The organism is Streptomyces anulatus, from assembly GCF_014650675.1.
Classification (GTDB): domain Bacteria; phylum Actinomycetota; class Actinomycetes; order Streptomycetales; family Streptomycetaceae; genus Streptomyces; species Streptomyces anulatus.
On the sequence record NZ_BMVK01000027.1, the window covers coordinates 49,287 to 75,896 of the forward strand.

30 protein-coding genes and 2 tRNA genes are annotated in these 26,610 nt (G+C 71.7%); 9 read left to right on the top strand and 23 right to left on the bottom strand.

Annotation, left to right across the window (positions count from 1 at the left end):
• The first annotated feature begins 90 nt into the window (after positions 1-90).
• Positions 91-1,104, top strand: a complete 1,014-nt coding sequence (locus IE272_RS36955) for an adenosine deaminase (RefSeq protein WP_050360967.1) — start codon at positions 91-93, stop codon at positions 1,102-1,104.
• A 13-nt stretch (positions 1,105-1,117) separates the two neighbouring features.
• Here IE272_RS36955 and IE272_RS36960 read toward each other — a convergent pair whose 3' ends face one another.
• Positions 1,118-1,711 (bottom strand): TetR/AcrR family transcriptional regulator, encoded by a 594-nt coding sequence (locus tag IE272_RS36960; protein WP_050360968.1) that lies wholly within the window; start codon positions 1,709-1,711, stop codon positions 1,118-1,120.
• Between the two features lie 98 nt (positions 1,712-1,809).
• Between IE272_RS36960 and IE272_RS36965 the strand changes: the two genes are divergently transcribed.
• Positions 1,810-2,445, top strand: coding sequence for an NAD(P)-dependent oxidoreductase (locus IE272_RS36965; protein ID WP_050360969.1), 636 nt, complete (start codon positions 1,810-1,812; stop codon positions 2,443-2,445).
• Between the two features lie 31 nt (positions 2,446-2,476).
• Here the strand turns inward: IE272_RS36965 and IE272_RS36970 are convergent, their stop codons facing one another.
• The 8 genes from IE272_RS36970 to IE272_RS37005 form a co-directional block, all read right to left on the bottom strand.
• The gene (locus tag IE272_RS36970; RefSeq protein WP_098891943.1) at positions 2,477-3,532 is read right to left on the bottom strand and encodes a UDP-N-acetylmuramate dehydrogenase; all 1,056 of its coding nucleotides are present in this window, start codon (positions 3,530-3,532) and stop codon (positions 2,477-2,479) included.
• Positions 3,533-3,648: 116 nt separating this feature from the next.
• Positions 3,649-5,097 (bottom strand): MFS transporter, encoded by a 1,449-nt coding sequence (locus tag IE272_RS36975; RefSeq protein ID WP_190010059.1) that lies wholly within the window; start codon positions 5,095-5,097, stop codon positions 3,649-3,651.
• 78 nt (positions 5,098-5,175) lie between these two features.
• Complete coding sequence (locus IE272_RS36980) at positions 5,176-5,724, bottom strand: TetR/AcrR family transcriptional regulator (RefSeq protein WP_050360972.1); 549 nt, start codon at positions 5,722-5,724, stop codon at positions 5,176-5,178.
• Between the two features lie 127 nt (positions 5,725-5,851).
• Positions 5,852-6,280: a MaoC family dehydratase gene (locus IE272_RS36985; protein ID WP_050360973.1), complete on the bottom strand. Its 429-nt coding sequence runs from the start codon at positions 6,278-6,280 to the stop codon at positions 5,852-5,854.
• Complete coding sequence (locus tag IE272_RS36990; RefSeq protein WP_047178265.1) at positions 6,280-6,732, bottom strand: MaoC family dehydratase N-terminal domain-containing protein; 453 nt, start codon at positions 6,730-6,732, stop codon at positions 6,280-6,282. The genes IE272_RS36985 and IE272_RS36990 overlap by 1 nt, the downstream gene beginning before the upstream one ends.
• A gap of 115 nt (positions 6,733-6,847) precedes the next feature.
• Entirely contained in the window at positions 6,848-7,012 is a 165-nt protein-coding gene (gene rpmG / locus IE272_RS36995) for a 50S ribosomal protein L33 (RefSeq protein ID WP_003956487.1), read from the bottom strand.
• Positions 7,013-7,100: 88 nt separating this feature from the next.
• A tRNA-Met gene (locus tag IE272_RS37000) sits at positions 7,101-7,173 on the bottom strand.
• Positions 7,174-7,218: 45 nt separating this feature from the next.
• Positions 7,219-7,291, bottom strand: a tRNA-Thr gene (locus IE272_RS37005).
• A 255-nt stretch (positions 7,292-7,546) separates the two neighbouring features.
• On the opposite strand from IE272_RS37005, the gene IE272_RS37010 reads away from it, so the two are divergent.
• The 5 genes from IE272_RS37010 (at position 7,547) to IE272_RS37030 (ending at position 11,758) form a co-directional block, all read left to right on the top strand.
• Entirely contained in the window at positions 7,547-8,842 is a 1,296-nt protein-coding gene (locus tag IE272_RS37010; RefSeq protein WP_050360974.1) for an amidohydrolase family protein, read from the top strand.
• A 34-nt stretch (positions 8,843-8,876) separates the two neighbouring features.
• On the top strand, positions 8,877-9,533 hold the full coding sequence (locus IE272_RS37015) for an SDR family oxidoreductase (protein ID WP_050360975.1): 657 nt from the start codon (positions 8,877-8,879) through the stop codon (positions 9,531-9,533).
• Between the two features lie 280 nt (positions 9,534-9,813).
• The gene (locus tag IE272_RS37020; RefSeq protein ID WP_050360976.1) at positions 9,814-10,302 is read left to right on the top strand and encodes a YajQ family cyclic di-GMP-binding protein; all 489 of its coding nucleotides are present in this window, start codon (positions 9,814-9,816) and stop codon (positions 10,300-10,302) included.
• Between the two features lie 232 nt (positions 10,303-10,534).
• Entirely contained in the window at positions 10,535-11,059 is a 525-nt protein-coding gene (locus IE272_RS37025) for a methylated-DNA--[protein]-cysteine S-methyltransferase (RefSeq protein WP_190010061.1), read from the top strand.
• 3 nt (positions 11,060-11,062) lie between these two features.
• Positions 11,063-11,758 (top strand): alpha-ketoglutarate-dependent dioxygenase AlkB family protein, encoded by a 696-nt coding sequence (locus IE272_RS37030; protein WP_229898030.1) that lies wholly within the window; start codon positions 11,063-11,065, stop codon positions 11,756-11,758.
• Between the two features lie 82 nt (positions 11,759-11,840).
• Here IE272_RS37030 and IE272_RS37035 read toward each other — a convergent pair whose 3' ends face one another.
• The 14 genes from IE272_RS37035 to IE272_RS37100 form a co-directional block, all read right to left on the bottom strand.
• A complete protein-coding gene (locus IE272_RS37035; protein WP_050360979.1) occupies positions 11,841-12,113 on the bottom strand; it encodes a GlsB/YeaQ/YmgE family stress response membrane protein in 273 nt (90 codons plus the stop codon).
• A gap of 122 nt (positions 12,114-12,235) precedes the next feature.
• On the bottom strand, positions 12,236-12,628 hold the full coding sequence (locus IE272_RS37040) for a YccF domain-containing protein (protein WP_050360980.1): 393 nt from the start codon (positions 12,626-12,628) through the stop codon (positions 12,236-12,238).
• Positions 12,625-13,488, bottom strand: coding sequence for a zinc metalloprotease HtpX (gene htpX / locus IE272_RS37045; protein ID WP_007451630.1), 864 nt, complete (start codon positions 13,486-13,488; stop codon positions 12,625-12,627). Before htpX ends, IE272_RS37040 begins: the two co-directional genes overlap by 4 nt.
• A gap of 290 nt (positions 13,489-13,778) precedes the next feature.
• On the bottom strand, positions 13,779-14,246 hold the full coding sequence (gene mscL, locus IE272_RS37050) for a large conductance mechanosensitive channel protein MscL (protein ID WP_007451632.1): 468 nt from the start codon (positions 14,244-14,246) through the stop codon (positions 13,779-13,781).
• 117 nt (positions 14,247-14,363) lie between these two features.
• Positions 14,364-15,968, bottom strand: coding sequence for an NADH-quinone oxidoreductase subunit N (locus IE272_RS37055; RefSeq protein WP_190010063.1), 1,605 nt, complete (start codon positions 15,966-15,968; stop codon positions 14,364-14,366).
• Positions 15,965-17,602 (bottom strand): NADH-quinone oxidoreductase subunit M, encoded by a 1,638-nt coding sequence (locus tag IE272_RS37060; RefSeq protein WP_229898041.1) that lies wholly within the window; start codon positions 17,600-17,602, stop codon positions 15,965-15,967. Before IE272_RS37060 ends, IE272_RS37055 begins: the two co-directional genes overlap by 4 nt.
• 26 nt (positions 17,603-17,628) lie before the next feature.
• Positions 17,629-19,629, bottom strand: coding sequence for an NADH-quinone oxidoreductase subunit 5 family protein (locus tag IE272_RS37065; protein WP_190010067.1), 2,001 nt, complete (start codon positions 19,627-19,629; stop codon positions 17,629-17,631).
• Positions 19,626-20,057 (bottom strand): NADH-quinone oxidoreductase subunit NuoK, encoded by a 432-nt coding sequence (gene nuoK, locus IE272_RS37070; protein ID WP_190010069.1) that lies wholly within the window; start codon positions 20,055-20,057, stop codon positions 19,626-19,628. Before nuoK ends, IE272_RS37065 begins: the two co-directional genes overlap by 4 nt.
• Positions 20,057-20,746, bottom strand: coding sequence for an NADH-quinone oxidoreductase subunit J family protein (locus IE272_RS37075; protein WP_098891941.1), 690 nt, complete (start codon positions 20,744-20,746; stop codon positions 20,057-20,059). Before IE272_RS37075 ends, nuoK begins: the two co-directional genes overlap by 1 nt.
• Positions 20,746-21,351, bottom strand: coding sequence for a NuoI/complex I 23 kDa subunit family protein (locus IE272_RS37080; protein ID WP_098891940.1), 606 nt, complete (start codon positions 21,349-21,351; stop codon positions 20,746-20,748). The genes IE272_RS37075 and IE272_RS37080 overlap by 1 nt, the downstream gene beginning before the upstream one ends.
• Positions 21,351-22,319 (bottom strand): complex I subunit 1/NuoH family protein, encoded by a 969-nt coding sequence (locus IE272_RS37085; protein ID WP_190010071.1) that lies wholly within the window; start codon positions 22,317-22,319, stop codon positions 21,351-21,353. Before IE272_RS37085 ends, IE272_RS37080 begins: the two co-directional genes overlap by 1 nt.
• Positions 22,316-23,554 (bottom strand): NADH-quinone oxidoreductase subunit C, encoded by a 1,239-nt coding sequence (locus tag IE272_RS37090; RefSeq protein ID WP_098891938.1) that lies wholly within the window; start codon positions 23,552-23,554, stop codon positions 22,316-22,318. Before IE272_RS37090 ends, IE272_RS37085 begins: the two co-directional genes overlap by 4 nt.
• Positions 23,554-24,219: an NADH-quinone oxidoreductase subunit B gene (locus tag IE272_RS37095; protein WP_056701226.1), complete on the bottom strand. Its 666-nt coding sequence runs from the start codon at positions 24,217-24,219 to the stop codon at positions 23,554-23,556. The genes IE272_RS37090 and IE272_RS37095 overlap by 1 nt, the downstream gene beginning before the upstream one ends.
• Positions 24,210-24,680 carry an NADH-quinone oxidoreductase subunit A gene (locus IE272_RS37100; RefSeq protein WP_373304236.1) on the bottom strand — a complete coding sequence of 157 codons (471 nt, stop codon included), beginning with the start codon at positions 24,678-24,680 and terminating at the stop codon, positions 24,210-24,212. Before IE272_RS37100 ends, IE272_RS37095 begins: the two co-directional genes overlap by 10 nt.
• 182 nt (positions 24,681-24,862) lie before the next feature.
• Between IE272_RS37100 and IE272_RS37105 the strand changes: the two genes are divergently transcribed.
• Both IE272_RS37105 and IE272_RS37110 read left to right on the top strand, forming a co-directional pair.
• Positions 24,863-26,050 carry a sensor histidine kinase gene (locus IE272_RS37105; RefSeq protein ID WP_050361267.1) on the top strand — a complete coding sequence of 396 codons (1,188 nt, stop codon included), beginning with the start codon at positions 24,863-24,865 and terminating at the stop codon, positions 26,048-26,050.
• 193 nt (positions 26,051-26,243) lie between these two features.
• Positions 26,244-26,610, top strand: a 367-nt coding sequence (locus IE272_RS37110) for a sensor domain-containing protein (protein ID WP_190010075.1), incomplete at its 3' end; no start/stop codon positions are given.

The window sequence follows — 26,610 nt, forward strand, 5'->3', positions numbered from 1 at the left end:
CCACCGGCCGGGGGCGCTTTTTGTTCGAGCGGCACCCCTAAACGGGAAAGCGGCTACCGCTCCGGCCCGCCCGTGCGGCAGGATCTTCCAATGGAGCGTGATGTACGTCTGTTGCCCAAGGCCCACCTGCACCTGCACTTCACCGGGTCGATGCGGCCAACCACCCTGCTCGAACTCGCGGACAAGTACGGGGTCCATCTCCCCGATGCCCTGACCGGCGGCGAGCCGCCCAAACTGCGGGCGACCGACGAGCGCGGCTGGTTCCGTTTCCAGCGGCTCTACGACATCGCCCGGTCGTGTCTGCGGTCCCCGGAGGACATTCACCGCCTGGTCCGCGAGAGCGCCCAGGAGGACGTCGCGGACGGCTCCGGCTGGCTGGAGATCCAGGTCGACCCCACCTCGTACGCCCCGCTGCTCGGCGGGCTGATCCCGGCCATCGAGATCATCCTCGACGCCGTGGACAGCGCCGCCCGGGACACCGGCCTGGGCATGCGCGTGGTGATCGCCGCCAACCGGATGAAGCACCCGCTGGACGCCCGCACCCTGGCCCGGCTCGCCGTGCGCTACGCGGACCGGGGCGTCGTCGGCTTCGGGCTCTCCAACGACGAGCGGCGCGGGATGGCCCGCGACTTCGACCGGGCCTTCGCCATCGCCCGCGAGGGCGGCCTGCTGGCGGCTCCGCACGGCGGGGAGCTCGCCGGGCCCTCCAGCGTGCGCGACTGTCTGGACGACCTGGACGCCTCACGCATCGGACACGGTGTCCGGGCGGCGGAGGACCCCCGGCTGCTGCGCAAGCTCGCCGAGCGCGGGGTCACCTGCGAGGTCTGTCCGTCGTCCAATGTGGCGCTCGGCGTCTACGAGAAGCCCGCCGACGTCCCCCTGCGCACTCTGTTCGACGCGGGCGTGCCGATGGCGCTGGGCGCGGACGATCCGCTGCTGTTCGGTTCGCGGCTGGCCGCCCAGTACGAGCTGGTGCGCCGCCACCACGGCTTCACCGACGAGGAGCTGGCCGAGCTGGCCCGCCAGTCGGTGCGCGGATCCGCGGCCCCCGTGGACGTACGGGAGAAGCTGCTCTCCGGGATCGACGACTGGCTGGCCGGCTGATCCCGGACAGGCTCTAGGGGCGGACGCCGCCCAGCAGCGTTCGGGCCAGGGAGGCGGCGAAGTCGTCCAGGGACTGCGGGGGCGTGCCGCCGGGAAGCGCGGCGTAGGCGAAGGCCCGCTGGGCGCAGGCGCCCAGCAGCAGGGAGGCGGCGGCGTAGGTGTCCGCGTCGGCCCGGATGCGGCCCGCTCCCTGTTCGGCGCGCAGATAGGCGTCGAGCTGCCGGATCGGCAGGTGGGGCCCGGCCTCCAGCCCTCCCACGCCCTCCTCGTGGCGGCGCTTGAGCCGAGGTTCGGCGTACAGGGACGCGGCCATGGGGAAGGTCTGTTCGTAGAACAGGGCGGCGACGCGGGCGATCTCGGTGAGGTTGCCCTCGACCGTGCCCTCGCCGGCGTTCAGTTCGCCGAGCAGGTTTCCGAGCCGGGGCAGCCGCTCCGCGAGAACGGTGACGAACAGCTCCTCCTTGCTGGAGAAGTACTTGTAGAGCGCCGCCTCCGAGCAGCCGGCCGCCCGGGCGATCTCCTTGGTGGTGGTCCGGGCGAGGCCGATGGAGAGCATCAGCTCGTGCGCCGCGTCGACGATCCGTACGCGGGCGGGCTTCTGGTCCATGCGTGCTCCAACAGGCCGTGACCCGGAGATCTTGACGTCCGGGCGGGGAGCCACCCACTCTAGAGGTTAGTGAATACTCACCCACCAAGGGGCGCGCTATGAGAATCACCGTGTTCGGGGCGACCGGCGGCGTCGGTCAGGAGATCGTCGGGCAGGCCCTCGCGGCGGGCCACGAAGTGACGGTCGTGGTCCGCGACCCGGACCGGCTCCCGGAGCGGTTGGATCGGGCGGCGTTGCACGCTGTCGTCCGGCTGGACGATCCGTCGGCGGTGCGGGCGGCGGTGGCGGGGCGGGACGCGGTGCTCTCGGGGCTGGGTTCGCGCGGCCGGAAGGCGAACGGCGTCGCCGAGCGGCTGACGGGGCAGATCCTGGCGGCGATGGAGGCCGAGGGCGTCCGGCGGCTGGTGGTGGTGAGCGCGGTGCCCGTGGGGCCGGAGCCGGAGGACGATCCCCTGGTGGACCGGCTGATACGCAAGGCGATCGGGGCGGTCCTGGCGGAGCTGTACGCCGATCTCGCCCGGATGGAGGCGGCGTTGGCCGACAGCGCGACGGACTGGACCGCGGTGCGGCCGCCGAAGCTGACGGACGGGCCGCGTACGGGTGTCTACCGGCGGGTCGTGGGCGGTACGCCGCGCAGCAGCCGGTCCATCTCCCGGGCCGATGTGGCCCACGCGATGCTCGCGTCGATCGATGATCCGGCGGCCGTGGGGCAGGGCGTGGGCGTCGCGTACTGAGCCCCTGCCGATGCCCGGGCGGCCGTACGGCTCAGAGGCTGACGCCGACCGTCACCGGTTCGTTGACCAGGGTGACGCCGAAGACCGCGTGCACCCCGGCGACGACCTCGCGGGCGAGGGCGAGCAGGTCCTCGGTGGTGGCCGCGCCCCGGTTGGTGAGGGCGAGGGCGTGCTTGGTGGAGATCCGGGCGGGGCCGCTGCCGTAGCCCTTGGTGAATCCGGCCCGGTCGATCAGCCAGGCCGCCGACGTCTTGGTCCGTCCGTCCCCGGCGGGGAAGGCCGGAGGCGTCACGTCCGGGCCGAGGTGCTCGCCGACCCGGGTGAGGAAGTCCTGGAACGCGGCCGGTTCGAGGATCGGGTTGGTGAAGAAGGACCCCGCCGACCAGGTGTCGTGGTCCTCCGGGTCCAGCACCATGCCCTTGCCGGCGCGCAGCCGCAGGACGGTCTCGCGGGCGGCCGGCAGCGGCACGCGGTCGCCCTGCTCGACGCCCATGGCCCTGGCCGTTTCGGGGTACTTCAGGGGCGCGGAAAGCCCGGCCGCCTCTTCCAGCTCGAATCGGACACGCAGCACCACGAAGCGGTCGGGTTCGGCCTTGAAGCGACTGTGGCGGTACGAGAACGCGCACTCCGCGTTCGGAATCGTCACCGTCTCCTCGGTGCGCCGGTCGTAGGCGACGACCTCCGTGATGGTGGTGGACACCTCCTGTCCGTACGCGCCGACGTTCTGAATGGGGGTCGCGCCCGCGGATCCGGGGATGCCGGCCAGGCACTCGATGCCCGCGAGGCCCGCCTCGACGGTCCGGGCGACGGCGTCGGTCCACACCTCGCCGGCCGCCAGCTCCAGGGACGTCCCCGAGAGCGCGAAGCCCTTCGTGGCGATCCGCAGGGCGGTGCCGTCGAAGCCCTTGTCCCCGATGACCAGGTTGGAGCCGCCGCCGATCAGCAGCAGCGGGGTGCCGCTCGCGTCGGCCTCGCGCACGGCGGCGATCACCTCGGCGTCGGTCGTGGCGGTCAGCAGCCGGGCGGCGGGGCCGCCGAGCCGGAAGGTGGTCAGGGGGGCGAGGGGGGCGTCGTGGAGTTCCTGCACGGGGACAAGGGTACGGTCCGCGCCCCCGCCGCTCGTGCGGGGCCACGGACCGTACGCGGAAGCCGGGGCGGGTCAGGCGGACCCGGTCAGGATCCGCCGGACCCGAGCGGGACGGCTCAGGCGGCCACCGGCTCTTGTTCCGTTGCGCGCCGGTCCACCGGTTCCGGGGCGGGGCGGCCGGCGCTTCGGCGGCCCGGGATCAGGAGCGCGACGAGGGCGCCCAGGGCCACCGCACCGGCCCCGATCCAGACGGCGGGCACCGTGCCGTCCGCGAACAGCCGCGGTGAGCCGTAACCGCCCTGCGCGGCGAAGACGGCGGCGAGGACCGCGACCCCGAGCGCCCCGCCGACCTCCCGCAGCGCGTTGTTGGCTCCGGAGGCGATGCCCTGTTCCCCGGGCCGGACGCTGGAGAGCACCAGGCTCGCGGCGGGCGCGAAGTACATGGCCATGCCGACCCCACCGATGATCAGGGCGGGGAGCTGGGCGGTGTAGCTCACCCCGGGCTCGATGATCAGGGCGAACAGGGAGAGTCCGACGGCCTGGAGCGCGAGCCCGGTGACCACCACCGGGCGGCCCCCGAAGCGGTCGGAGAGATACCCGGCGAAGGGCGCCACGAGGATCGGCATCCCCGTCCAGGGCAGCATCCGCAACCCTGCCTCGGTGGGCGAGTGTCCGAGGCCGTTCTGCAGGAACTGGCTGAGCAGGAAGATCGATCCGAACATCCCGAGGAACATCAGCAGGCTCGCGGCGTTGATCCCGAGGAAGGCCCGGCTGCGGAACAGCCGCATCGGCAGCATCGGGTTCTCCGCCCGGACGCCGTGCCGGACGAACAGGGCGAGCAGCGCCGTGCCCGCGGTCAGCCCGGTCAGGACGACGGGATCGGTCCATCCGTGGCTCGCGGTGTTGACCAGGGCGTAGACGATGCCGAAGAGGCCCGCGCTGACCAGGACGGTGCCGCGGATGTCCAGGGGCGCCTTCGGCGCGTAGGACTCGGTGAGCCGCAGCCGGGCCAGCGGCAGCAGCACCAGGCCTATCGGCACGTTCAGCCAGAAGATCCACTGCCAGGAGATGTGCTCGGTGAGCGCGCCGCCGATCAGCGGGCCACTGGCGACCGCGACCCCGGTCACCGCCCCGAAGACGCCCAGTGCCGCTCCCCGCCGCTCGGGCGGGACGGCGGCGCCGATCAGGGTGAGCGTCAACGGCATCATGATCGCCGCTCCCACGCCCTGGACCGCCCGGAAGGCGATGAGTTCCCCGATGCCCGGGGAGAGGGCCGCCGCGGCCGAGGCGGCCGTGAAGACGGCGAGTCCGGCCATGAACAGCCGCCGTCTGCCGAACCGGTCCCCGAGCGCGGCGCCCAGCATCAGCAGTACGGCGAAGGTCAGGGTGTACGCGTTCACCGTCCACTCCAAGTCCTCCAGCCCGCCGCCGAGGCTCTCGCGGATGGAGGGGAGGGCCGTCGTGACGACGAGGTTGTCGAGGGCCGCCATGAATCCGGCGACGCTCGTGATGACCAGGACCCAGACCGCTCCCCCGCGGCCGGTCGTGCCGTGCTGTGCGTCCACTTCTCCCCCTGCTAGTTAGTTATTGATGACTAACTTCTGCGGACAGAAAAAACCGGGCCGGGCCCGGTCCGCGCTCGTTCACTCGACGGGCCTGGCAGAGTCGTAGAACCCCGCCCAGACCCGGTGCTCGGCCGGAAAGCCCAGCGAGGCGAGGGTGTTGACGAGCATCCCGTACGCCAGGAACGTCGTCGTCCCGTCCTCGTCGGCCCCGAGCACCAGGTGCACCTCGTCCCACATCCGCACCCAGGCCGCGCGCAGGGACTCCCCGAAGGCGTGGTCCCCCGATGCCTCCGCGGCGGCGACGGCCGCGTACGTCTGCATCTGCATCATCAGCTTCTCGCCGTCGTGGACGATCAGCCGCTGGTACGCCCTGGCCATGGCGTGCAGCGCCTCCTCCCCCTCCAGCCCCTCGGAGGCCGTCACGAAGACCCCGCGGGTGTCCTCCAGGCAGCGTTCGGCGGCGGCGATGAAGATGGCCTGCTTGTTGGGGAAGAGCCGGAAGAGATACGGCTGCGAGACGCCGACCCGGCGGGCGATCACCTCGGTGGACGTCCCGTGGTAACCACCGCGGGCGAACTCGGTGATCGCCGCCCGGACGACGCTCTCGCGCCGCTCCTCCGCACTCATCCTTGCCATGCAAGTAAGTTATTACTCAATAACCAACCTGGCAAGGGCCTCGGGGGAACGAGCACAAGTGAGGGGCGCCCCTCCGCAGGAGGAACGCCCCTCACTTCCGACTGTCGCGCGGTACGCCTCAGGCGAGCCGGACCACGGCCCGGGACATCCCCAGCACCTTCTTGCCGTCGCACAGGGCGACCAGGTCCACCCGGACCATGTTGTCGTCCAGCTTCGCCGCGACCTTGCCGCTGACCTCGATCAGCGCGCCCTTGTCGTCGTTGGGCACCACGACCGGCTTCGTGAAACGCACCCCGTAGTCGACGACCGCGCCCGGGTCGCCGGCCCAGTCCGTGACCACCCGGATCGCCTCGGCCATCGTGAACATGCCGTGCGCGATCACATCCGGCAGCCCGACCTCGCGCGCGAACTTCTCGTTCCAGTGGATGGGGTTGAAGTCGCCCGAGGCGCCCGCGTACTGCACGAGCGCGGCCCGCGTCACCGGAAACGTCTGCGCCGGCAGTTCCGTACCGACCTCGACCGACCCGTAAGAGACCTTCGCCGTCATCACGCCTCCTCGGCGGCGCGCGCCACCAGCTTCATCAACGTCGTGACCACCAGTTCACCGGCCTCGTCGTGCACATCCCCGCGGACGTCCAGGATGTCGTTGCCCGCGAGGGACTTGATGCCCTCGATCGTCGACGTGACCGTCAGCCGGTCCCCCGCCCGTACCGGACGCACGTACGAGAACTTCTGGTCCCCGTGGACCACCCGGCTGTAGTCCAGGCCCAACTGCGGGTCCTGCACGACCTCTCCGGCGGCCCGGTAGGTGATCGAGAAGACGAACGTGGGCGGCGCGATCACATCGGCGTGACCGAGCGCACGGGCGGCCTCCGCATCGACGTACGCCGGATGGGGGTCGCCCACCGCCTCGGCGAACTCGCGGATCTTCTCCCGGCCGACCTCGTACGCCGGAGTGGGCGGATAGGTCCGCCCCACGAAGGACTGGTCGAGCGCCATGAGCTCGCTACCTCCTGATGAAAGACGAATAAGGGCACGCCCCCGTGCGGGGAACGACCCCATACAACGACACGAGGCCGCCCCCAGAGGGGACGGCCTCGTGTACGAGCCTGATTCAGCGCGTTTCGCGGTGCGCGGTGTGCGAGTTGCAGCGCGGGCAGTGCTTCTTCATCTCAAGACGGTCCGGGTTGTTACGCCGGTTCTTCTTGGTGATGTAGTTCCGCTCCTTGCACTCCACGCAGGCCAGCGTGATCTTCGGGCGGACGTCGGTGGCAGCCACGTGAGTGCTCCTTGGACGGACGGTGGACGGATGAACGCATAAAAGGGTAGCCGATCGAAGGACCGACCCAGCAATCGGCTACCGTTAGTAGCGGTGACCGGACTTGAACCGGTGACACAGCGATTATGAGCCGCTTGCTCTACCGACTGAGCTACACCGCTTTGATGATGAGTCCCCCCGCCGAAGCGGGGTTTCCCGATCACCAGAGCCCCAATGCGGAATCGAACCGCAGACCTTCTCCTTACCATGGAGACGCTCTACCGACTGAGCTATTGGGGCGAGCGATGAAGACATTACACGGTCCCCCGCCGGTTGCCCAAATCCGTTTGTGCCGCACTCTCCGGCCCCCCGTCCGGGGCCGCCCACACCCCCTGATCAGGCCTTGATCCAGGCCGCGCCCGACTCCGGAACGGGCCCGGCCGGCGACCGGCGCAGGCGCACCGGTACGACTATTCCGCTCCTCCCGGACGCCGCCCCCGCACGCCCCTAGGGTGTGGTCACTCCGTGTGATCTTGCACCCCTCCCAGGAGCGCGATGCCTGACAGCCAGCCACGGCGGCCCGACGACAACGCGCCCGACAGCGCCGACGCAGCCACCACCGCCGACCACCCCGCCCTCGTCCTCGGCGGCGCCCGTCTCGCCGACGGCCGAACCGTCGACGTACGCCTGAGCGGCAGCCGGATCGAGGCCGTCGGCACCGCGGGCAGCCTCTCCGCCCGCGGCCCCCGTATCGACCTCCGCGGCTATCTCCTGCTCCCCGCCCCGGCCGAACCCCACGCCCACAGCGACACCGCCCTCACCGCCGACAGCGCGGGCCCCGACAGCCCCGGCCCCGCCTCCCACCGCACCGAGGACATCCAGCGCCGCGCCACCGAGGCCGCCCTCCTCCAGCTCGGCCACGGCGCCACCGCCCTGCGCACCCACGTCCGCGTCGGCGACGTCCAGGGCCTCGCCCCGCTCGAAGCCGTCCTGCAGACCCGGCGCGCCCTGCGCGGCCTCGCCGACGTCATGCCCGTCGCGGTCCCCCGGCTCCTCACCGGCATCGCCGGAGCGGACAGCCTCGCGATGCTCAGGGACGCGGTGAAGATGGGCGCGGCCGTCGTCGGCGGCTGCCCCGACCTCGACCCCGACCCCACGGGCTACACCCAAGCCGTCCTGGAGATCGCCGCCGAGCACGGCTGCCCCGTGGACCTGCACACCGATGGCGACGACCCCGCCCGGCTGGCCCGGCTCACCGCGATGGCCGCCGGCCTGCGCCCCGGCGTCACCCTCGGCCCCTGCGGCGGCCTGGCCCACCTGCCCCTGGACGCCGCGGCCCGTGCCGCCGACCGGCTCGCCGCCGCCGGGATCACCGTGGTCTGCCTGCCCCAGGGCGGCTGCGCCGGCGCGGAGCGCCGTACGACCGCCCCCGTACGCCTGCTGCGCTCCGCCGGGGTGCGCGTCGCGGCGGGCAGCGGTGCGCTGCGGGACACGGCCAACCCCGTCGGTCGCGGCGATCCGCTCGAAGCCGCCTACCTCCTCGCCTCCCAGGCAGGGCTACGCGCCGAACAGGCGTACGGCCTGGTCTCCACGACCGCACGCGCGGCCCTCGGCCTTCCCGACGTGCGCGTCGAGGCGGGCTTCCCCGCCGAACTCCTCGCCGTACGCGGCGAACGGCTCTCCGCGGTGCTCTCCCTCGCCTACAGCCGCATCGTCATCCACGGCGGCCGGGTCGTCGCCCGTACCAGCGCCGTGCGCGAGTACTGCGACTCCGATGCCGACGCCGCCACGGGGCTCGGCGGACTCCCGCGCCAGGGGCGGCCCGACCCCGGCGCCGGGCCGAGGAACTGAGCGCGACCAGGTCCCCGGGCGTACGGTCGGTGGTATGCGCATTGTCATCGCAGGTGGACACGGACAGATCGCACTGCGGCTGGAGCGGCTGCTCGCCGCACGCGGGGATGAAGCCGTAGGGATCATCCGTAACCCCCAACAGAGTCAGGACCTGACCGAAGCCGGCGCCCAACCCGCCGTGCTGGACCTCGAATCGGCCACCGTGGAGCAGACCGCGGAGGTGCTGCGCGGCGCGGACGCGGCCGTCTTCGCCGCGGGCGCCGGGCCGAACAGCGGTGTCGCCCGGAAGGACACCGTCGACCGCGACGCGGCCGTGCTGTTCGCCGACGCGGCCGAGGCGGCGGGCGTCCGCCGCTACCTCGTCGTCTCCTCGATGGGCGCCGACCCCGACCACCCCGGCGACGAGGTCTTCGACGTGTACCTGCGGGCCAAGGGCGCCGCCGACGCCGACGTACGCTCCCGCACCGCGCTGGACTGGACGATCCTGCGTCCCGGCATGCTGACCAACGACGCGGGCACCGGGCAGGTCCTGCTGGCCGCCTCCACGGGTCGCGGCCCGATCCCCCGCGACGACGTGGCGGCCACGCTCCTGGAGCTGCTGGACACCCCGGCGACGGCGGGCCTCACCCTCGAAGCGATCTCCGGGAACGTGCCGGTGACGGTGGCCGTGAAGGACGTCGCCGGCAACTGATCCGCAGCGGATTCCCGCCCGGACAACGAGGAAGCCCCCGACCGGAAGAATCCGGTCGGGGGCTTCGTTCGCGTGGCGGCGCCAGGGTTCGAACCTGGGTAGGCTGAGCCACACCGCCTCGAACGACGCGTTGGATCTCGTGGTGAGCTCCTTGGCGACGACGTAAACGATACCTGATGGCCAGGGGTGCTCCGCCACCTGATTGATCAGCGGCCGGAGGGGGCGGCGGTAGCTAGGCTTGCGCTGTATCCCCAGCATTCGACGCAAGGAGCCACACGTCATGGCCGACTCCAGTTTCGACATCGTCTCGAAGGTCGAGCGGCAGGAGGTCGACAACGCCCTCAACCAGGCCGCCAAGGAGATCTCCCAGCGTTACGACTTCAAGGGCACGGGCGCCTCGATCTCGTGGTCGGGCGAGAAGATTCTGATGGAGGCGAACGGCGAGGAGCGCGTCAAGGCCATCCTCGACATCTTCCAGTCCAAGCTGATCAAGCGCGGCATCTCGCTGAAGTCGCTGGACGCGGGCGAGCCGCAGCTCTCCGGCAAGGAGTACAAGATCTTCGCCACGATCGAGGAAGGCATCTCCCAGGACAACGCCAAGAAGGTGGCGAAGATCATCCGCGACGAGGGCCCGAAGGGCGTCAAGGCGCAGGTCCAGGGTGACGAGCTGCGGGTCAGCTCGAAGAGCCGGGACGACCTGCAGGCCGTGCAGGCGCTGCTGAAGGGCCAGGACTTCGAGTTCGCGGTGCAGTTCGTGAACTACCGGTGATCAACCGCTTCGATCCGTACGGGCGTTGCCGGATCGCTTGAGCCGAACCGGGCTGAGCCGAACCGGGCTGAACTGAGCTGAGCACGACGGGGGCACACCGCCGAGGCCGACCTCGACGGCGTGCCTTTTCGTGCGTCCGGCCCGGGGGTGCGGGTGCGATGTCCGAATACCGCCGGTGGGGGTGCGGTGAGCGGGCGCAGACTGGCCGTACCGACCGGGGAAGTGAGAAGGCATGACGACGACGGTGTACGCGCGGGTGGAGAGCCCGCTGGGCGAGTTGCTGCTGGTCGGCGAGGTAGTGGCGGACGGGCCGGACGCGGCCGGGGTGGCCGGGGTCCGGCTGCGCTCGTTGTCGATGCCCGGCCAGAAGGGCGGCGCGGTCGTCCAGGACGGCTGGCGGCACGCACCCGAGGCGTTCGCGGAGGTCGCCCGGCAGCTGAAGGCGTACTTCGCGGGGCGCTCGACGCGGATCGACGTGCCGTTGGCGGAGGGCGCGGGCACGGAGTTCCAGCGGCGGGTCTGGGCGGCGCTGGAGTCGATCCCGTACGGGAGCACGGTGTCGTACGGGGAGATCGCGGCGCGGGTCGGGGCCTCGGGCGCGGGGGTGCGGGCGGTGGGCACGGCGATCGGTCGCAATCCGCTGCTGGTCGTGCGGCCGTGCCACCGGGTGATCGGGGCGGACGGGGCGCTGCGGGGGTACGCGGGCGGGCTGGAGCGGAAGAAGCTGCTCCTGGGGATCGAGGGCGGGGCGGGCTGAGCCGTGGCGCCAGAGCTCCCACCGTCCTCGGACGGCCTGTTCCGGCGACCGCGGAGGGTGGTCGCGCCGGGGGCCGTCCATGTGCCGGAGTGGCTGCCGGTGGAGCGGCGGGCGGAGTTGGTGGCGGCGTGCCGTCGGTGGGCGTGGGGACCGGTCCCGTTGCGGCACACGGTGCTGCCGGGCGGTGGGGTGATGTCGGTGCGGACGGTGTGCCTGGGGTGGCACTGGCAGCCGTACCGGTACGCGCGTACGGCCGACGACGTGAACGGCGCCCGGGTGGCCGCGTTCCCGGACTGGCTGGGCGATCTGGGGCGGGCGGCGGTGGCCGAGGCGTACGGGGACGAGGGTGCGGCGGAGGCGTTCGCGCCGGACACCGCGCTGATCAACTTCTACGACGCCACCGCGCGGATGGGCATGCACCAGGACAAGGAGGAGCGGTCGAGCGCTCCTGTGGTGTCGTTGAGCATCGGGGCGAGGTGCGTGTTCCGCTTCGGGAACGCGGAGGGACGCGGGCGGCCCTACACGGATGTGGAGTTGGCGTCCGGGGATCTGTTCGTCTTCGGCGGGCCGTCGCGTTTCGCGTTCCACGGGGTGCCGAAGGTGTACGCGGGACCGGCCGACCCGGCCGCGGGGCTGCGGGCCGGCCGGTTGAACCTGACGTTGCGGGAGACCGGGATGACGTCACGGGATGGGCGGTAGGCCGGTGCGTGCCGGCCGTTCGCGGGTCCCGGTGTCCGTCCCGGGGCAGCCGTGTTCGCGGGTCCCTGTGTCCGCCCCCGGGTCAGCGGCGTTCGCGGGAGTTGCCGAACAGCAGCCGGTAGGCGATGAGCAGGACCAGCGAACCGGCGATGGCGGCGATCCAGGTCGCGGTGTCGTAGAAGTCGTTGCTGATGGGGCGGTCGAGGAACTGGCTGGAGAGCCAGCCTCCGACGAAGGCCCCGGCGATGCCGATGAGGGTGGTGCCGATGATGCCGCCCGGGTCGCGTCCCGGGAGGAGGATTTTGGCTATGACTCCGGCGAGCAGCCCGAGAATGATCCAACTGATGATGCCCATGTGGCTGCACCTACCCCTTGCTTCGTCTTGAAACCCAAGACGTCGCGGGCCTGCGTTCGGTTGCCCGGGGCGAGTTCGCCGGGGTCGGGGCGGACGCCCCGGCCGGTGGGCGGCGGGGCGGGCTACCGGGTGGCGAAGGGCTGGTCCGTGCGGACGATCTCCTTGCCGAAGGGCATGAGGGAGACCGGGATCAGCTTGAAGTTGGCGATGCCCAGGGGGATGCCGATGATCGTGATGCACAGCGCGATGCCGGTGGTGATGTGGCCGAGGGCGAGCCACCATCCGGCGAGGACCAGCCAGAGGACGTTCCCCACGCACGAGGGCGAGCCCGCGTCCCGGCGGTCGACGACCGTGTAGCCGAACGGCCAGAGGGCGTAGACGCCGATTCTGAAGGCGGCGAGCCCGAAGGGGATGCCGATGATGGTGATGCAGAGCAGGAGGCCCGCGACCAGGTAGCCGAGGAACATCCAGAATCCGCAGAGGATCAGCCAGATGACGTTCAGGATGGTTTTCACGGGCGATGACCTGCCATCTGTTCTAGTCGGGCGATCCGCTCCGCCATCGGCGGGTGGGTGGAGAACATTCTCGCCGTCCCCCGACCGGGGCGGAAGGGATTCGCGATCATCATGTGGCTCGCGGTCTCGATCCTGGGCTCGGGCGGCAGCGGGAGCTGTTTCGTTCCTGCGTCGAGCTTGCGCAGGGCACTGGCGAGAGCCAGCGGATCGCCGGTGAGCTGGGCCCCGGAGGCGTCGGCCTCGTACTCCCGGGAGCGGCTGACGGCGAGCTGGATGACGGATGCGGCGAGCGGCCCCAGGATCATGATCAGGAGCATGCCGAGGAGGCCGGGCCCCTCGTCGTCGTTGGAGCGGCCCACCGGGATGAGCCAGGCGAAGTTGACCAGGAACATCACGACGGAGGCGAGGGCTCCGGCGACGGACGAGATCAGGATGTCCCGGTTGTAGACATGGCTGAGCTCGTGGCCGAGGACGCCGCGCAGCTCGCGTTCGTCGAGGATCTGGAGGATGCCCTCGGTGCAGCAGACCGCGGCGTTGCGCGGGTTGCGGCCGGTGGCGAACGCGTTGGGCGCCTGCGTCGGGGAGATGTAGAGGCGCGGCATGGGCTGGCGGGCCGCCGTGGAGAGCTCGCGGACGATGCGGTAGAGCTGCGGCGCCTCGAACTCGCTGACGGGCCGGGCGCGCATGGCCCGCAGGGCGAGCTTGTCGCTGTTCCAGTACGCGTAGGCGTTGGTGCCGACGGCTACCAGGAGCGCGACGACGAGGCCCGTACGTCCGAAGAAACTGCCGATGACGATGATGAGTGCGGACAGTCCCCCGAGGAGTACGGCGGTCTTCAGCCCGTTGTGCCGGCGGTGCACGGTACGCCCTCCAAGTGGTGCAGCAGGGGAACCCTTTGCGTGGTGGTGCTCCACTCCCCAGTGGAGCCTCCTGTACTGGTCAACGCCAGGCGAGAGGAGCTAGTTCCCTTGTGCGTGCGGCCGGAGGGCGGGGGCTGTGCCGCGTGTTCACGCCGGTCGGGCGCCCGGCCCCGTACGGAGTGGCGCTGGGCCGTACGGGTGGCCGGGGTTCCTCGTGGTGCGACGGTCCTGCGGGTGTGCGTGCGTCGCCGCGCGGTCGGTGCCGCCGCGCGATCGGTGCTGCTGTGCGGTCAGTGCTGCTGTGCGGGGAGCTTGACGAGGGAGAGTGCCTCGGGGTCGGGCTCGACCTCGCTCGTGCAGTGGCCGCAGCGGGAGGCGATGGCGGGGATCTCGCTGAAGCAGCGCGGGCAGTCGCGGAGGGCGGCCTTGATGTCGACGGCCTCCTCTTCCTGCTCCTTGGTGAAGCGGTTCTGCACCTTGGCCATGGGGACCACGACGCAGAAGTAGAGGACCGCGGCGGTGATCAGGAAGGCGATCGCGGCGGCGATGAAGAGTCCGTAGGGGAACACGACTCCGTCGACCTCGTAGGAGGCCTTGCTGAAGTCTCCGGTGCCGCGGGTGGCGAGGCCGATCAGCGGCGTGATGAAGGCGTTGCTGAAGCCCGTGACGACGGCGGTGAAGGCGGCCCCGACAGCGAGACCGATCGCCATCGAGATGACGTTCCCGCGCAGGATGAAGTCCTTGAACCCGTTCAGCACTGCTGTCTCTTTCCTCTTGCTCCCGGCACGTCCACGCCGATTACGTGACGTATGCAGCCAAGACCATGCCCTGTGGCGTGGGCCGTGGGCAAACCGATCTTGCGGGGCCGGGAGGCCTCAGAAAAGGCTGACGGAGGCGAAGCGCAGAACGGCCTGCGGAACCCCGGAGAGCAGGATTCCGGCGGTGGCGGTGAGTGCGATCGCCGTGGTGAGCGGGGTGGGGGTCCGGAATCGGCGCGATGGGGCGGAGGCCGTGGATCCGGTGGTGTCCTCGGTGGTTTCCGGGGTGCCGTCGGGCGTACGGAAGAGGATCGCGGTCCACTGAAGGTAGTAGTAGAGAGCGATCACGACGTTGACGGCCATGACGACGGCGAGCCAGCCGAGGCCCGCGTCGACGGCCGCGGAGAAGACGGTGACCTTCGCGAAGAGCCCGATGATGCCGGGCGGCAGTCCGGCCAGGCAGAGCAGGAAGAACCCGAGGGCCAGGGCCGCGAGCGGGCGGGTGGCGTACAGGCCCCGGTAGTCGGAGAGCCGGTTGCCGGGGTGGGTGCGGGCCACGACGGCGGCGACCGCGAACGCGCCCAGGTTCACGACGGCGTACATCAGGGCGTACGCCACGGTGGAGCCGATCTGGTCGTCGCTGGAGTACGCGGCGGCGGCGATCGGGACCAGGAGGTAGCCGGCCTGGGCGACCGAGGACCAGGCGAGGAGGCGGACGGCGCTGCGGGCGCGGTCGGCGTTCTGGCGGAGGGCCGCGACGTTGCCGATGGTCATGGTGAGTGCGGCCAGGACGGCGAGTGCGGGCCCCCAGACGTCGGCGTAGGAGGGGAACGCGATGACGGTGACCAGAATGAGCCCCGAGAACCCGACGGCCTTCCCCACGACGGAGAGGTAGGCGGCGATCGGGAGGGGCGCGCCGACGTAGGTGTCGGGGACCCAGAAGTGGAAGGGCGCGGCGGCGGTCTTGAAGGCGAAGCCGACGAGGGTGAGCGCGACACCGGTCTTGGCGAGGGTATCGAGCACCGGGGGCACGTCGTCGAGGCGGGCGGCGATCTCCGTAAGGTGCAGGGTGCCGGTGGTCGCGTACACGAAGCTGACGCCGAGCAGCATGACGGCGGTGGCGACGACGGAGGAGAGGAAGAACTTCAGCGCGGCCTCGGAGGAGCGCCGGTCGCCGCGCACGATGCCGACGAGGGCGAACGCGGGCAGCGAGGCGACTTCGAGGGCGACGACGAGCGTGGCGAGGTCGCGGGAGGCCGGCAGCAGGGCGGCCCCGGAGGCGGAGGCCAGGAGCAGGAACCAGTACTCCCCCGCCGGCAGCTTGCGGGTGTCGTCGAGCGAGAGCAGGACGGTGAGGAACGCGCCGCCGAGGACGAGGGCCTGGATGACGAGGGCGAAGTGGTCGGCGGTGTAGCTGCAGGCCCGGGCGCCGGTGGTGACGCAGAAGGTGGCCCGGTCCCCGGCGCGCAGGGGGATCAGGAGCGCCAGGGCGGCGGCGAGGGCCGTGAGGGCGCCGTAGCCGAGGAGCCGCTTGCGGTGCGCGGGCAGGAACAGGTCGGCGACCAGGACGATCAGGGCGGCCAGCGCGGTGAGGGTGGGGGGCGCGATGGCGAGCCAGTCGATGGACTGGACGAGGCTGGGGGCGTCGGCCGCGACGAGGCTTCCGGCGGCGTCGCCGGCGCCGGGGGTCGGGCCCGGGGCGGTGCTGAGGTCCGCGGTCACGACTTGCCTCCTGCGAGGAGCTTCTGCACGGCCGGGTCGGTGAGGCCGAGGAGGACGGCGGGCCAGAGACCGGCGAGGACGGTGAGTGCCGCGAGCGGGGTCCAGGCGGCGGCTTCGTACGTCTGGATGTCGGCGAGCTGCGGGGTGGTGGCGGCGGGCCGGGCTCCGGCGGCCCCGGACGGCTCGGGGCCGTCCGCCGCGTGCGGGGCCCGGTCGTCGGGTGACAGCCGGGAGTGTGGCGTGTGTTCGCCCATGCAGACGCGGCGGACGACGATGAGCATGTACGCGGCGGTGAGCAGGGTGCCGAACGCTCCGATGGCCATGAAGGTGCGGAACGCGGGGCGGCTGAGGCCTTCGGCGGGGCTGTACGCGCCGAACAGTGTGAGCATCTCGCCCCAGAATCCGGCGAGTCCGGGGAGGCCGAGCGAGGCGACGGCGGCGAAGGCGAGCAGCGCGCCGAGGCGGGGCGCCCGGCCGTAGAGGGCGGCCCCGGTCGCTCCGGCGAGGGTGTCGAGGTCGGCGGTGCCGTAGCGGTCCTTGATGGCGCCGACCAGGAAGAACAACAGGCCGGTGATGAGGCCGTGGGCGATGTTGGCGAAGAGCGCGCCGTTGACTCCGGTGGGGGTCATGGTGGCGATGCCGAGCAGGACGAAGCCCATGTGGCCGACGGACGAGTAGGCGATGAGCCGCTTGAGATCGCCCTTGGCGCCGGTACGGGCCAGGGCCAGGCAGGCGAGGGAGCCGTAGACGATGCCGACGACGGCGAACGCCGCGAGGTAGGGCGCGAAGGTCCGCATGCCGTCGGGGGCGATGGGAAGCAGGATCCGGACGAATCCGTACGTTCCCATCTTCAGCAGGACGCCCGCGAGGAGCACCGACCCGACGGTGGGGGCGGCGGTGTGGGCGTCGGGGAGCCAGCTGTGCAGGGGCCACATCGGGGTCTTCACGGCGAGGCCGAGGCCGATCGCGAGTACGGCGATGACCTGCACGGACGTGGTGAGGCCCCGGCCGTTGTCAGTGGCGAGTGCCACCATGTCGAAGGTGCCGCTCTTCAGCCCGATGAGGAGGATGCCCAGCAGCATGACGACCGAGCCGAGCAGGGTGTAGAGGATGAACTTCCAGGCGGCCGCCTGCCGTTGGCCGCCGCCCCAGCGGGCGATGAGGAAGTACATCGGGATGAGGACCATCTCGAAGGCGAGGAAGAAGAGCAGCAGGTCGAGGACGGCGAAGGTGGCGAGGGTGCCGGATTCCAGGACGAGGACGAGGGCGACGAAGGCCTTCGGCGAGGGGCCCGCGGGCAGCTTGAAGTAGCTGTACAGCGTGCAGAGGAAGGTCAGCAGCGCGGTCAGGAGCAGGAGGGGGAGCGAGATGCCGTCGATGCCGAGGTGGATGCGGACGTCGAGCGCCGGGATCCAGCTGATGTCGGTGGTCGCCTGCATCGTGGCGGGGTGGTCGTGGTCGAAGCCGACGGCCAGGACGATCGCGGCGATGAGAACGGCGCCGGTCACGGTCACGCCGTGGCGGAGCACGGCCTGGTCGGGGTTCTTCCCCTTGAGTCCGGGCGGGGCGGGGAGCAGGGCCGCGACGGCGCCGAGGAGCGGGGCGACGACGACGAACGCCAGAAGGAACTGCATCACGGACGCACTGATATCGATCACGGTCACGACCCCGCGTTGACGTTGGCGAAGACGACGGCGGCGATCACCAGGACGAGGGACCCGGCGAGCAGGGCGCTGACGTAGGTCTGCACATTGCCGGTCTGGGCCCGGCGGACGGCGGTGCCGAGGAGGCGTGTGACGGCGCCCGTTCCGTTGACGTAGGTGTCGACGACCTCGCGGTCCAGGAAGCGGACGAGGCGGGCGGCTCCCTGGACGGGCCGGACGAACAACACCGTGTAGAGGGCGTCGAGGTGGAAGCCGGTGGCCGCGTGGCGGTGCAGGGGCCCGAGGAGGAGCCTGCCGGGGTCGGCCGGGTCGGCGGCGCCCGCGATGGTGCCGTAGACGGCGGTGTGGGACGTCATGGCCTCGGCTTCGACGAGGGCGGGTTCGACACCGGGGTGGGCGACGACGGCGCCGATGGGGGTGCGGGCGGCGAGGGCGGTGGTGTGCCGCCACGCGCCGTAGGTGACGAGGCCGCCGACGAGCGTGACGCCGGTGGAGAGGACGGCGGTGGTGAGGGACGGCGTGAGGCCGTGCCCGTCGAACCAGTCGCCGATCATGCCGACGGTGACGCCGAAGCCGATGGTGGGGACGGCCAGGATCCACAGGACGGAGGTCATGGCGGCGGGCTGCTTGCCGTGGTCGGGGACTTCCGCGCCGCGCCCCCGGAAGGCGAGGAGCCAGAGGCGTACGGCGTAGGCGGCGGTCAGGACGGCGGCGAGGAGCCCGGCGACCAGGATCGTCCAGCCGGCGGCGGCCGGGGCGACGCTCCGGTCCCCGAGCGCGGTGTGTTCGGCGGCGACGAGGACGGCTTCCTTGGAGAAGAAGCCGGCGAACGGCGGGATGGCGGCCAACGCGAGGAGCGCGACGGTCATCGTCCAGAAGGCGTCCGGGATACGGCGGGCGAGGCCTCCCATCCGGGACATGGCGGCGAGTGAGTTGGTGCCCGCGGCGTGGATGACGACGCCCGTGGCGAGGAAGAGGACCGCTTTGAACGCACCGTGCGAGATCAGGTGGAAGACCGCTGCGCCCCGGTCGCCGACCGCCAGGGCGCCCGACATGTAGCCGAGCTGGCCGATGGTCGAGTAGGCGAGGACGCGTTTGATGTCGTCCTGGGCGAGGGCGGCGAGCCCGGACCCGATCATCGTGACGGCGGCCATCACGGCGAGGACGACGAGCGCCGCGCCGGAGGCCGCGAAGACGGGCAGCAGACGGGCCACGAAGTAGATGCCGGCGGCGACCATCGTCGCGGCGTGGATGAGCGCGGAGACGGGGGTGGGGCCGGCCATCGCGTCGGGCAGCCAGGTGTGCAGGGGGAATTGCGCCGACTTGCCCGCGACGCCCGCGAGGAGCAGCAGGGCGATGACGGTGGGGTGGTCGAGTCCGCCGTTGCCGACGGCGGCCAGGATCTTGGTGATCCGGAAGCTGCCGGTGTCGGCGGCGAGCGCGAACAGACCGATCAGGAAGGGGACGTCGCCGAGCTTGGTGACCAGGAAGGCCTTGAGGGAGGCGGCTCGGGCCTCGGGTGTCTCCCAGTAGTGGCCGACGAGGAAGTACGAGCAGATGCCCATGATCTCCCAGCCGACCAGGAGCACCATCAGGTCGCCGGAGTAGACGACCAGGAGCATCGCGGAGGTGAAGAGGGAGACGAGGGCCGCGTAGGAGGGGTAGCGGGCGTCGTCGCGGAGGTAGGCGGTGGAGTAGAGCTGTACGCAGGTGGCGACGACGGTGACGAGGACGGCGACCAGAACGGCGAAGCCGTCGAGGTGCAGGGCCAGGTCGATCGGGACCGAGCCGGTGGGCGTGAGCTGGGTCGCGGCGTCGATGGCCCGGCCACCGCCCTGGCGGACGGCGACGACCACGGCGAGTACGGCCGCGGTGAGGGTCGGCAGGATTGCCAGCGGGCGGACGAAGCCGGGGGCGGTGCGGCCGACGGCGAGCCCGGCGAGGGCCCCGAGGAAGGGGAGGAGGGGGACGAGGGCGGCGAGGGTCGTGGTGGTCACGTGGTGGCCTCTGCCTTCTTCGTCTTCCCTGTTTTCTCGTCCGCCCGGCCGGGGGTCGGCACTGTGCCGTCGGTGTCGGCGTCGTCGGTCCCGGCGCTGTCGGGGAGCTTCTCGGCGTCGTCGGTCTCGGCGGTGTCGCGGAGCCGGTCGATGTCGGAGGTGCCACGGTTGCGGTAGACGGCCAGGACGATCGCGAGGCCGATGCCAATCTCGGCGGCGGCGATGGCGATGGTGAAGAGCGTGAGTGCCTGGCCGGAGTGGAGGGTGTCGCGGAGCCAGACGTCGAAGGCGACGAGGTTGAGGTTGACGGCGTTGAGCATCAGCTCGACGGACATCAGGACCAGGATCGCGTTGCGGCGGGCGAGGACGCCGTAGAGGCCGATGCAGAAGAGGAGGGCGGCGAGCACGGCGGGATAGGCGAGGTGCATCAGCTCTGCTCCTCCTGGCCGGGTGTGCCGGGCGAGGCGGGCGGGCCCGGTTTCACCGTCCCGGGCTTGGCCGTGCGGTTCGTGCCGGGGCGGACCGTGGTGTCCGTGTCGCGTTTGCGGGACAGGACGATCGCGCCGACGAGGGCGGCGAGCAGCAGGACGGAGAGCGCCTCGAAGGGCAGCACCCAGTTCCGGAACAGGAAGGAGCCGGTGACCTCGGTGGATCCCTGGGCCGGCCCGTCGAGGTCGATCCAGGTGGTGCGGAAGGCGTCGACCACGACCCAGACGAGGGCCGCCGCCGCGGCGGCGGCCACCCCGAGTGCGACCCATCGATTGCCCGAATCGGCGTCCGGGGAGCGGCCGATGGGGGCCCGGGTGAGCATCAGGCCGAAGAGGAGGAGGACGACGACGGAACCGACGTAGATCAGTACCTGGACCCAGGCGATGAACTCCGCGGTGAGCAGCAGGTACTCGACGGCCAGTCCGCCGAGCGCCACGACGAGCCAGAGCGCGGCGTGCACCAGCTGCTTGGTCGTGACGGTGATGACGGCGGCGCCGAGGGTGGCGAGGCCGACGAGGAGGAACGCGATCTCGACGCCGGACGGGGAGAGGAAGCCGGGGTGGTCGCCTGCGGCCGTGGTGGCGGCGGCGGTGGTGGTGCCCACGGTGGCGGTGACGTTGAGCAGCATCACGGGGTTCCTCCCTTCTCGTCGGCCTGGTTCGTCCCGTCCTGGTTCTTCCCGTCTGTCTGGTCTTGCTGAATCTTTGCGCGCTGGGCGGCGAGCTTGTCCGCCGCCTTGCGGGCGGCGGCGATCTCCTTCGGCTCCTCGGCCCCGGGGTCGAGCGCGGGCGGCTCCGGCACGGTCCACATCCACGCGCGGAGCTTGTCGCGCTCGTGGGTGAGTTCGTGGATGTCCGTCTCCGCGTACTCGAACTCGGGCGACCAGAACAGCGCGTCGAAGGGGCACACCTCGATGCAGATACCGCAGTACATGCAGAGGGAGAAGTCGATGGCGAAGCGGTCGAGGACGTTCCGGCTGCGCTCACGGCCACCGGGGGCGGCGGGCGGCGACGTCTCCTTGTGGGAGTCGATGTAGATGCACCAGTCGGGGCACTCACGGGCGCAGAGCATGCAGACCGTGCAGTTCTCCTCGAACAGCCCGATGACGCCGCGCGAGCGGGGCGGGAGTTCGGGCTGGGTGTCCGGGTACTGCGCGGTGACGGTCTTCCTCGTCATCGTGCGCAGGGTGACGGCAAGGCCTTTGGCCAGGCCTGATCCGGGGATCGGGGGCATCAGTTGATCGCCACCTTCACGATGCCGGTGAGCGCGATCTGCGCGAGGGCGAGCGGGACGAGGGTGGTCCAGGCGAGCTTCTGCAACTGGTCCTCACGCAGGCGCGGGTAGCTGACGCGCAGCCAGATGACGACGAACGCGAGGAGGGCGGTCTTGAGGATGGTCCACAGCCAGCCGAGACCGTCGGCGCCGAACGGGCCGTGCCAGCCGCCGAGGAACAGGACGGTGGTCAGCGCGCACAGAACGACGATGCCCGCGTACTCGGCGAGGAGGAAGAGGGCGAAGCGCAGACCGGTGTACTCGGTGTACGCGCCGAAGATGATCTCGGAGTCGGCCACCGGCATGTCGAACGGCGGGCGCTGGAGTTCGGCGAGACCGGCCACGAAGAAGACCAGGGCGCCGACGATCTGCCAGGGCAGCCACCACCACTCGAAGGCGTCGAGGATGCCGGTCAGCGAGACCGTCCCGGCCGCCATGGCCACGGAGGCGGCGGTCAGGAGCATCGGCAGCTCGTAGGAGAGGAGCTGTGCGGCGGTACGGAGACCGCCGAGGAGGGAGAACTTGTTGGCGGAGGCCCAGCCCGCCATGAGCGAGCCGAGGACGCCGATGCCCATGACGGCGAGCACGAAGAAGATGCCCGCGTCGACGGCCTGGCCGACCGCGCCTTCGCCGGGGCCGACGGGGATGACCACGAGGACGAGGAGGTACGGGAGGAGGGCGACGGCGGGGGCGATCTGGAAGACGCGGCGGTCGGCGGCGGCCGGGACCACGTCCTCCTTCTGCGCGAACTTCACACCGTCCGCGACGAGCTGGGCCCAGCCGTGGAAGCCGCCTGCGTACATGGGGCCCAGGCGGCCCTGCATGTGGGCCATCACCTTGTGTTCCGTCTGGCCCACGAGGAGGGGGGCGACCAGGAACACGCCGAAGACGATGGCCAGTCGGAGGGCGACGTCGAGAACGTCGTTCACTCGGGATCGCCTCCGGCGGGGTGGTCTGGGGCGGGGTGGCCCGGGGTGGGCTTGTCGGGGGTGGGTTCGTCCGTGGACTCGGCAGGCTCGCCGGGGGTGGGTTCGTCGGCGGTGTCGGCGGTGGGGCCGCTGCGCGGGGCTTCTCCCCTGCCCGCCCCTTCCCGAACCGGGGGCTCCGCCCCCGTGCCCCCGCTCCTCAAACGCCGGAGGGGCTGAGAAGACGCGTCCGGAGTCTCGGACTCCGGGCCCTCCGGTTCGCCGAAGGCCGGTTGGGCGTCGTGCCACGGTGCGTCCGCGCTGCGCACCCGGGACGGTGGTCCTGGGGTGTTCCCGGGCGCGCCCGGCGGGTCCGCCGCAGGGGCGCCCGGGGGCGGCTGCTGGCTTGCCGAGCCCGCGGACGCCGATCGAGAACGGCGCGGGCGCGTCGCCGGGGGTGCCTCCGGCGGCGTGGGGGCCGACGGCTGTGTCTCCGTTGGGCCGGGGGTCTCCTGCGGGGTCTCCGCGGCGGGCGGCGTGGGGCGTTGGGCCGCTGAGCCCTCGCCCGCGGTGCGAGTGCGGCGGGGCGGGCGGTCGGCCGTACCCGGGCGGGCGGCTCGGCCCGGGCGGGCGGCGGCCGGGGGGAGCTGGCCCTTCAGGGGGCCCCATTCGTTCGGGTCGGGGACCCCGGGCGGGAGCATCGCGCGACGCTTGGGACCGGTGTGGCCCTCCGCCGGCTCCCCCGGTTCCTTCGCCCCGGGCCAGGCCTTGGCGACACGAGCGGCGAGGACGAAGTCCTTGCGCAGCGGGTGGCCCTCGAAGCCTTCCGGCAGGAGCAGCGGTACGAGGTGGGGGTGACCGTCGAACGCGACGCCGAACATCTCGTGCGTCTCGCGCTCGTGCCACGCGGCGCCCGCGTAGACGTCGATGGCGCTGGGCAGGACCGCCGCGTCGTGCGGCACGGTCGTGCGTACCATCAGCCGCCGCACCGTACCCGTGCCCAGGGCCGCGACATGGGCGCAGACGCGGAAGCCGGTGCCGGGTTCGTCCACGGCGCTGAGCCAGTCGAAGTAGGTGCACCCGAGGTCGTCGCGGGCGGTCCGCAGCGCGGTGAGCCAGGCGGCGGCGGGGACGTCGACGGTCAGCAGGTCGTACGCGGACTCCGCCGTGGCCTCGTCGCCGAACAGGTCGGTGACCGCGTCCGGCAGCCGGTCGTAGGCCTCGGCCGCGGATTCCGTGCGCTGGTCGCTGTCGCTCATCACCGCTCCTCCGTCGGGGCCGACGCCGGGGCCGGTGCCGTCGGCGCGGCCACCAGGCCGCTGCGCAGGGCCTCGGTGGACGGGCCCCCGCCCGTGCCGCCGGTGGCGTACCGCTCGGCGAGGGATTCGCGCGCGATCTTCTCCTGGAGCTTGAGAATGCCCTGGAGCAGCGCCTCGGGCCGGGGCGGGCAGCCGGGTACGTACACATCGACGGGGATGATCTGGTCGACGCCCTTGGTCACGGAGTACGAGTCCCAGTAGGGGCCGCCGCAGTTGGAGCAGGCGCCGAAGGAGATGACGTACTTCGGCTCGGGCATCTGCTCGTACAGCCGCTTCACGGCCGGGGCCATCTTGTCCGTCACCGTGCCGGACACGATCATGAGGTCGGCCTGACGGGGGCCGGGGGCGAACGGGATCACGCCGAGCCGGATGAAGTCGTGGCGCGCCATGGACGCGGCGATGAACTCGATGGCGCAGCAGGCAAGTCCGAAGTTGAAGACCCAGAGGCTGTAGCGGCGGCCCCAGTTGAGGACGACCTTCATCGGCTCCGGTGCGAGCCGGGAGAGCACGCCGAGACGCTTGGGCTCGGGGAGGAGCACCGGGTCGGACGGGGGCGGGGGCGCGGGCTGCTGCGATGCGGGGGTCGGCCGGCTCGTCAGGCCCATGCGAGGACGCCCTTCTTCCATGCGTAGAGCAGTCCCACGGCCAGGAAGCCGAGGAAGATGAACATTTCGACCAGAGTCGTCGCGCCGTATCCGGGCGCCGCGAACACCGTGGCCCACGGGAACAGGAAGATGGAGTCGACGGCGAAGATCACGTACAGGAACGCGTAGACGTAGTAGCGGACCTGGGTGTGCGCCCAGCCCTCGCCGACCGGGTCGACGCCGCATTCGTAGGTGAGGAGCTTCTCCGGGGTGGGGACGACGGGGCGCAGCAGTCGTCCGGCCCCGAAGGCCACGGCGACGAACAGGACGCCGATCAGGGCGAGCAGGCCGATGACCGAGTAGCTCTGGAAGTACTCCGATGCGAGTGCGGTGGATCCGTCCACAGGAACGCCGGACGCGCCGGACACGCCGGTCAGGCCCACCACGTCCGCCACGCCGGTCACGTCCGTAACGTCGGCCACGTCCGCCCCTCGCTCCCTCGTCGTCCGCATCTGTCCCGTGTACCTGTTCTGTACGCACGGGAGTCTAGGGCCTGTTAAACGGAGCGTAAGCAGCCGCGTCAGGCATCAGGTGGGGTTATCCCTACTTCACCCCACCCATGAGCCCCATGGTGTGCGCGGGTGCGGCCCGGCAGGCTGTGGGTATGACCATGAGCCCTTCCGTGCCGGATCGCGACCTGCTGCCGCCCGCCCGCTTCGCCCTCGACCGGTGGACCTGGCGGGAGGTCGCGTATCTGCTCGCCAATCTGCCGTTGGCCGTCGTCGGGTTCGTCTACACGGTGGTCGTGATCGCCGTCGGCACCGGGCTCTCCGTCACCGTGATCGGGCTGCCGCTGCTGGTCGGCGGGCTCCAGGGCTCACGGCTGCTGGGCCGGCTGGAGCGGTGGCGGGCGCGGCGGATGCTCGGCGTACGGGTCGAGGAGCCGAGTCCGCTGGCGCGCGGCCACCAGGGGCAGGGGTTCTTCGTCCGGCTGTGGGCGGGACTCAAGGACCCGGTGGGCTGGCGGGCGTTGCTGTACGGGTTCATCCGACTGCCGTGGGGGGTGCTGACGTTCGCGGTGACGCTGGCGAGCCTGTTCGTCCTGTGGCCGGTGCTGCCGTTCATCGCGCGGGGGCTGACGACGGTGGACCGGGCGATGGCGCGCGGGCTGCTGTCGCCCTCGGACGAGCTGGAGCGGCGCATCGCCGAGCTGGAGTCGGACCGGGGCGTGGTCGTGGACACCGCCGCCGCCGACCTGCGCCGGATCGAGCGCGACCTGCACGACGGCGCCCAGGCCCGTCTCGTGGCCCTCGCGATGGGGCTCGGCCTGGCGAAGGAGAAGCTCACCGACGACCCCGAGGCCGCCGCCCGCATGGTCGACGAGGCCCACGGCGAGATCAAGGTCGCCCTCCAGGAGCTGCGCGACCTGGCCCGAGGCATCCACCCCGCCGTCCTCACCGACCGGGGCCTGGACGCCGCGCTCTCCGCCATCGCCTCCCGCTGCACGGTCCCGGTCAAGGTGTCGGTGGGGCTTCGGGGGCGGCCGGCGGAGGCCATCGAGGGCATCGCGTATTTCACCGTCTCGGAGCTGCTCCAGAACATCAGCAAGCACAGCGGCGCACGGTCGGCCTCCGTCGACGTGTGGCGTTCGGAGGACCGGCTGATGCTCCAGGTCACGGACGATGGCGGGGGCGGGGCCCGGATGGACGGCGGTACGGGCCTCGCGGGGCTCGCCGAGCGGCTCGACGCGGTCGACGGGGTGCTCGTCCTGGACTCGCCGGAGGGCGGGCCGACGACCGTCACCGCCGAGCTGCCCTGGCGCGACCGGGCCGCCGGCCGGCCTGCCGCCTGACCGCCCGACCGCCCGGGGGTGGGGAAAACCCCCGGGCGGATACGGAGAGGGGCCTCATGGTGCGGAAGGCCGCCGGCCAGCACCCTTGAGGGAGAACGGTCCGGGGTGACGGGCCCCCTCCGGCGCCATCGCGGCGCACGCCCCACGCACAGCCCACTGAGAGACTGAGACAGAGACGGAACGGACGGGACTCATGGCCACGGCATACGGACTGGACACGCGGGACCGGGAGCATCAGGGTTCCGGCCCCGGCTTCGGGGAGAAGACCCCGACGAAGCACTTCCTCCCCGCGCCGCTGCGTGCGCCGCTGGAAGCCCGGGCCTGGCGCGAGCTGCTCTACGCGCTGCTGAGCTTCCCGCTCAGCACGGCGATGTTCGTCTTCGCGGTCACCATGACGTCGGTGAGCGCGGGCCTGCTCGTCACCTTCATCGGGATACCGGTCCTCGCCGCCGGTCTCGCCGTCTGCCGGGGCTTCGGCGCCCTGGAGCGGCACCGGGCGCGCGGGCTGCTGCGGGTGGAGGTGGCGGATCCGGAGCGGGTGCGGGGGAAGACCGGCGGCC

Bases quoted from the DNA above. Each gene is read 5' to 3' on its own strand.
- IE272_RS36955 (WP_050360967.1), top strand. From the start codon at position 91: ATGGAGCGTGATGTACGTCTGTTGCCCAAGGCCCACCTGCACCTGCAC.
- IE272_RS36960 (WP_050360968.1), bottom strand. From the start codon at position 1,711: ATGGACCAGAAGCCCGCCCGCGTACGGATCGTCGACGCGGCGCACGAG.
- IE272_RS36965 (WP_050360969.1), top strand. From the start codon at position 1,810: ATGAGAATCACCGTGTTCGGGGCGACCGGCGGCGTCGGTCAGGAGATC.
- IE272_RS36980 (WP_050360972.1), bottom strand. From the start codon at position 5,724: ATGAGTGCGGAGGAGCGGCGCGAGAGCGTCGTCCGGGCGGCGATCACC.
- IE272_RS36985 (WP_050360973.1), bottom strand. From the start codon at position 6,280: ATGACGGCGAAGGTCTCTTACGGGTCGGTCGAGGTCGGTACGGAACTG.
- IE272_RS36990 (WP_047178265.1), bottom strand. From the start codon at position 6,732: ATGGCGCTCGACCAGTCCTTCGTGGGGCGGACCTATCCGCCCACTCCG.
- IE272_RS37010 (WP_050360974.1), top strand. From the start codon at position 7,547: ATGCCTGACAGCCAGCCACGGCGGCCCGACGACAACGCGCCCGACAGC.
- IE272_RS37015 (WP_050360975.1), top strand. From the start codon at position 8,877: ATGCGCATTGTCATCGCAGGTGGACACGGACAGATCGCACTGCGGCTG.
- IE272_RS37020 (WP_050360976.1), top strand. From the start codon at position 9,814: ATGGCCGACTCCAGTTTCGACATCGTCTCGAAGGTCGAGCGGCAGGAG.
- IE272_RS37025 (WP_190010061.1), top strand. From the start codon at position 10,535: ATGACGACGACGGTGTACGCGCGGGTGGAGAGCCCGCTGGGCGAGTTG.
- IE272_RS37035 (WP_050360979.1), bottom strand. From the start codon at position 12,113: ATGGGCATCATCAGTTGGATCATTCTCGGGCTGCTCGCCGGAGTCATA.
- IE272_RS37060 (WP_229898041.1), bottom strand. From the start codon at position 17,602: ATGCAGTTCCTTCTGGCGTTCGTCGTCGTCGCCCCGCTCCTCGGCGCC.
- nuoK (WP_190010069.1), bottom strand. From the start codon at position 20,057: ATGCACCTCGCCTATCCCGCCGTGCTCGCCGCCCTCCTCTTCTGCATC.
- IE272_RS37075 (WP_098891941.1), bottom strand. From the start codon at position 20,746: ATGCTGCTCAACGTCACCGCCACCGTGGGCACCACCACCGCCGCCGCC.
- IE272_RS37080 (WP_098891940.1), bottom strand. From the start codon at position 21,351: ATGCCCCCGATCCCCGGATCAGGCCTGGCCAAAGGCCTTGCCGTCACC.
- IE272_RS37090 (WP_098891938.1), bottom strand. From the start codon at position 23,554: ATGAGCGACAGCGACCAGCGCACGGAATCCGCGGCCGAGGCCTACGAC.
- IE272_RS37095 (WP_056701226.1), bottom strand. From the start codon at position 24,219: ATGGGCCTGACGAGCCGGCCGACCCCCGCATCGCAGCAGCCCGCGCCC.
- IE272_RS37105 (WP_050361267.1), top strand. From the start codon at position 24,863: ATGACCATGAGCCCTTCCGTGCCGGATCGCGACCTGCTGCCGCCCGCC.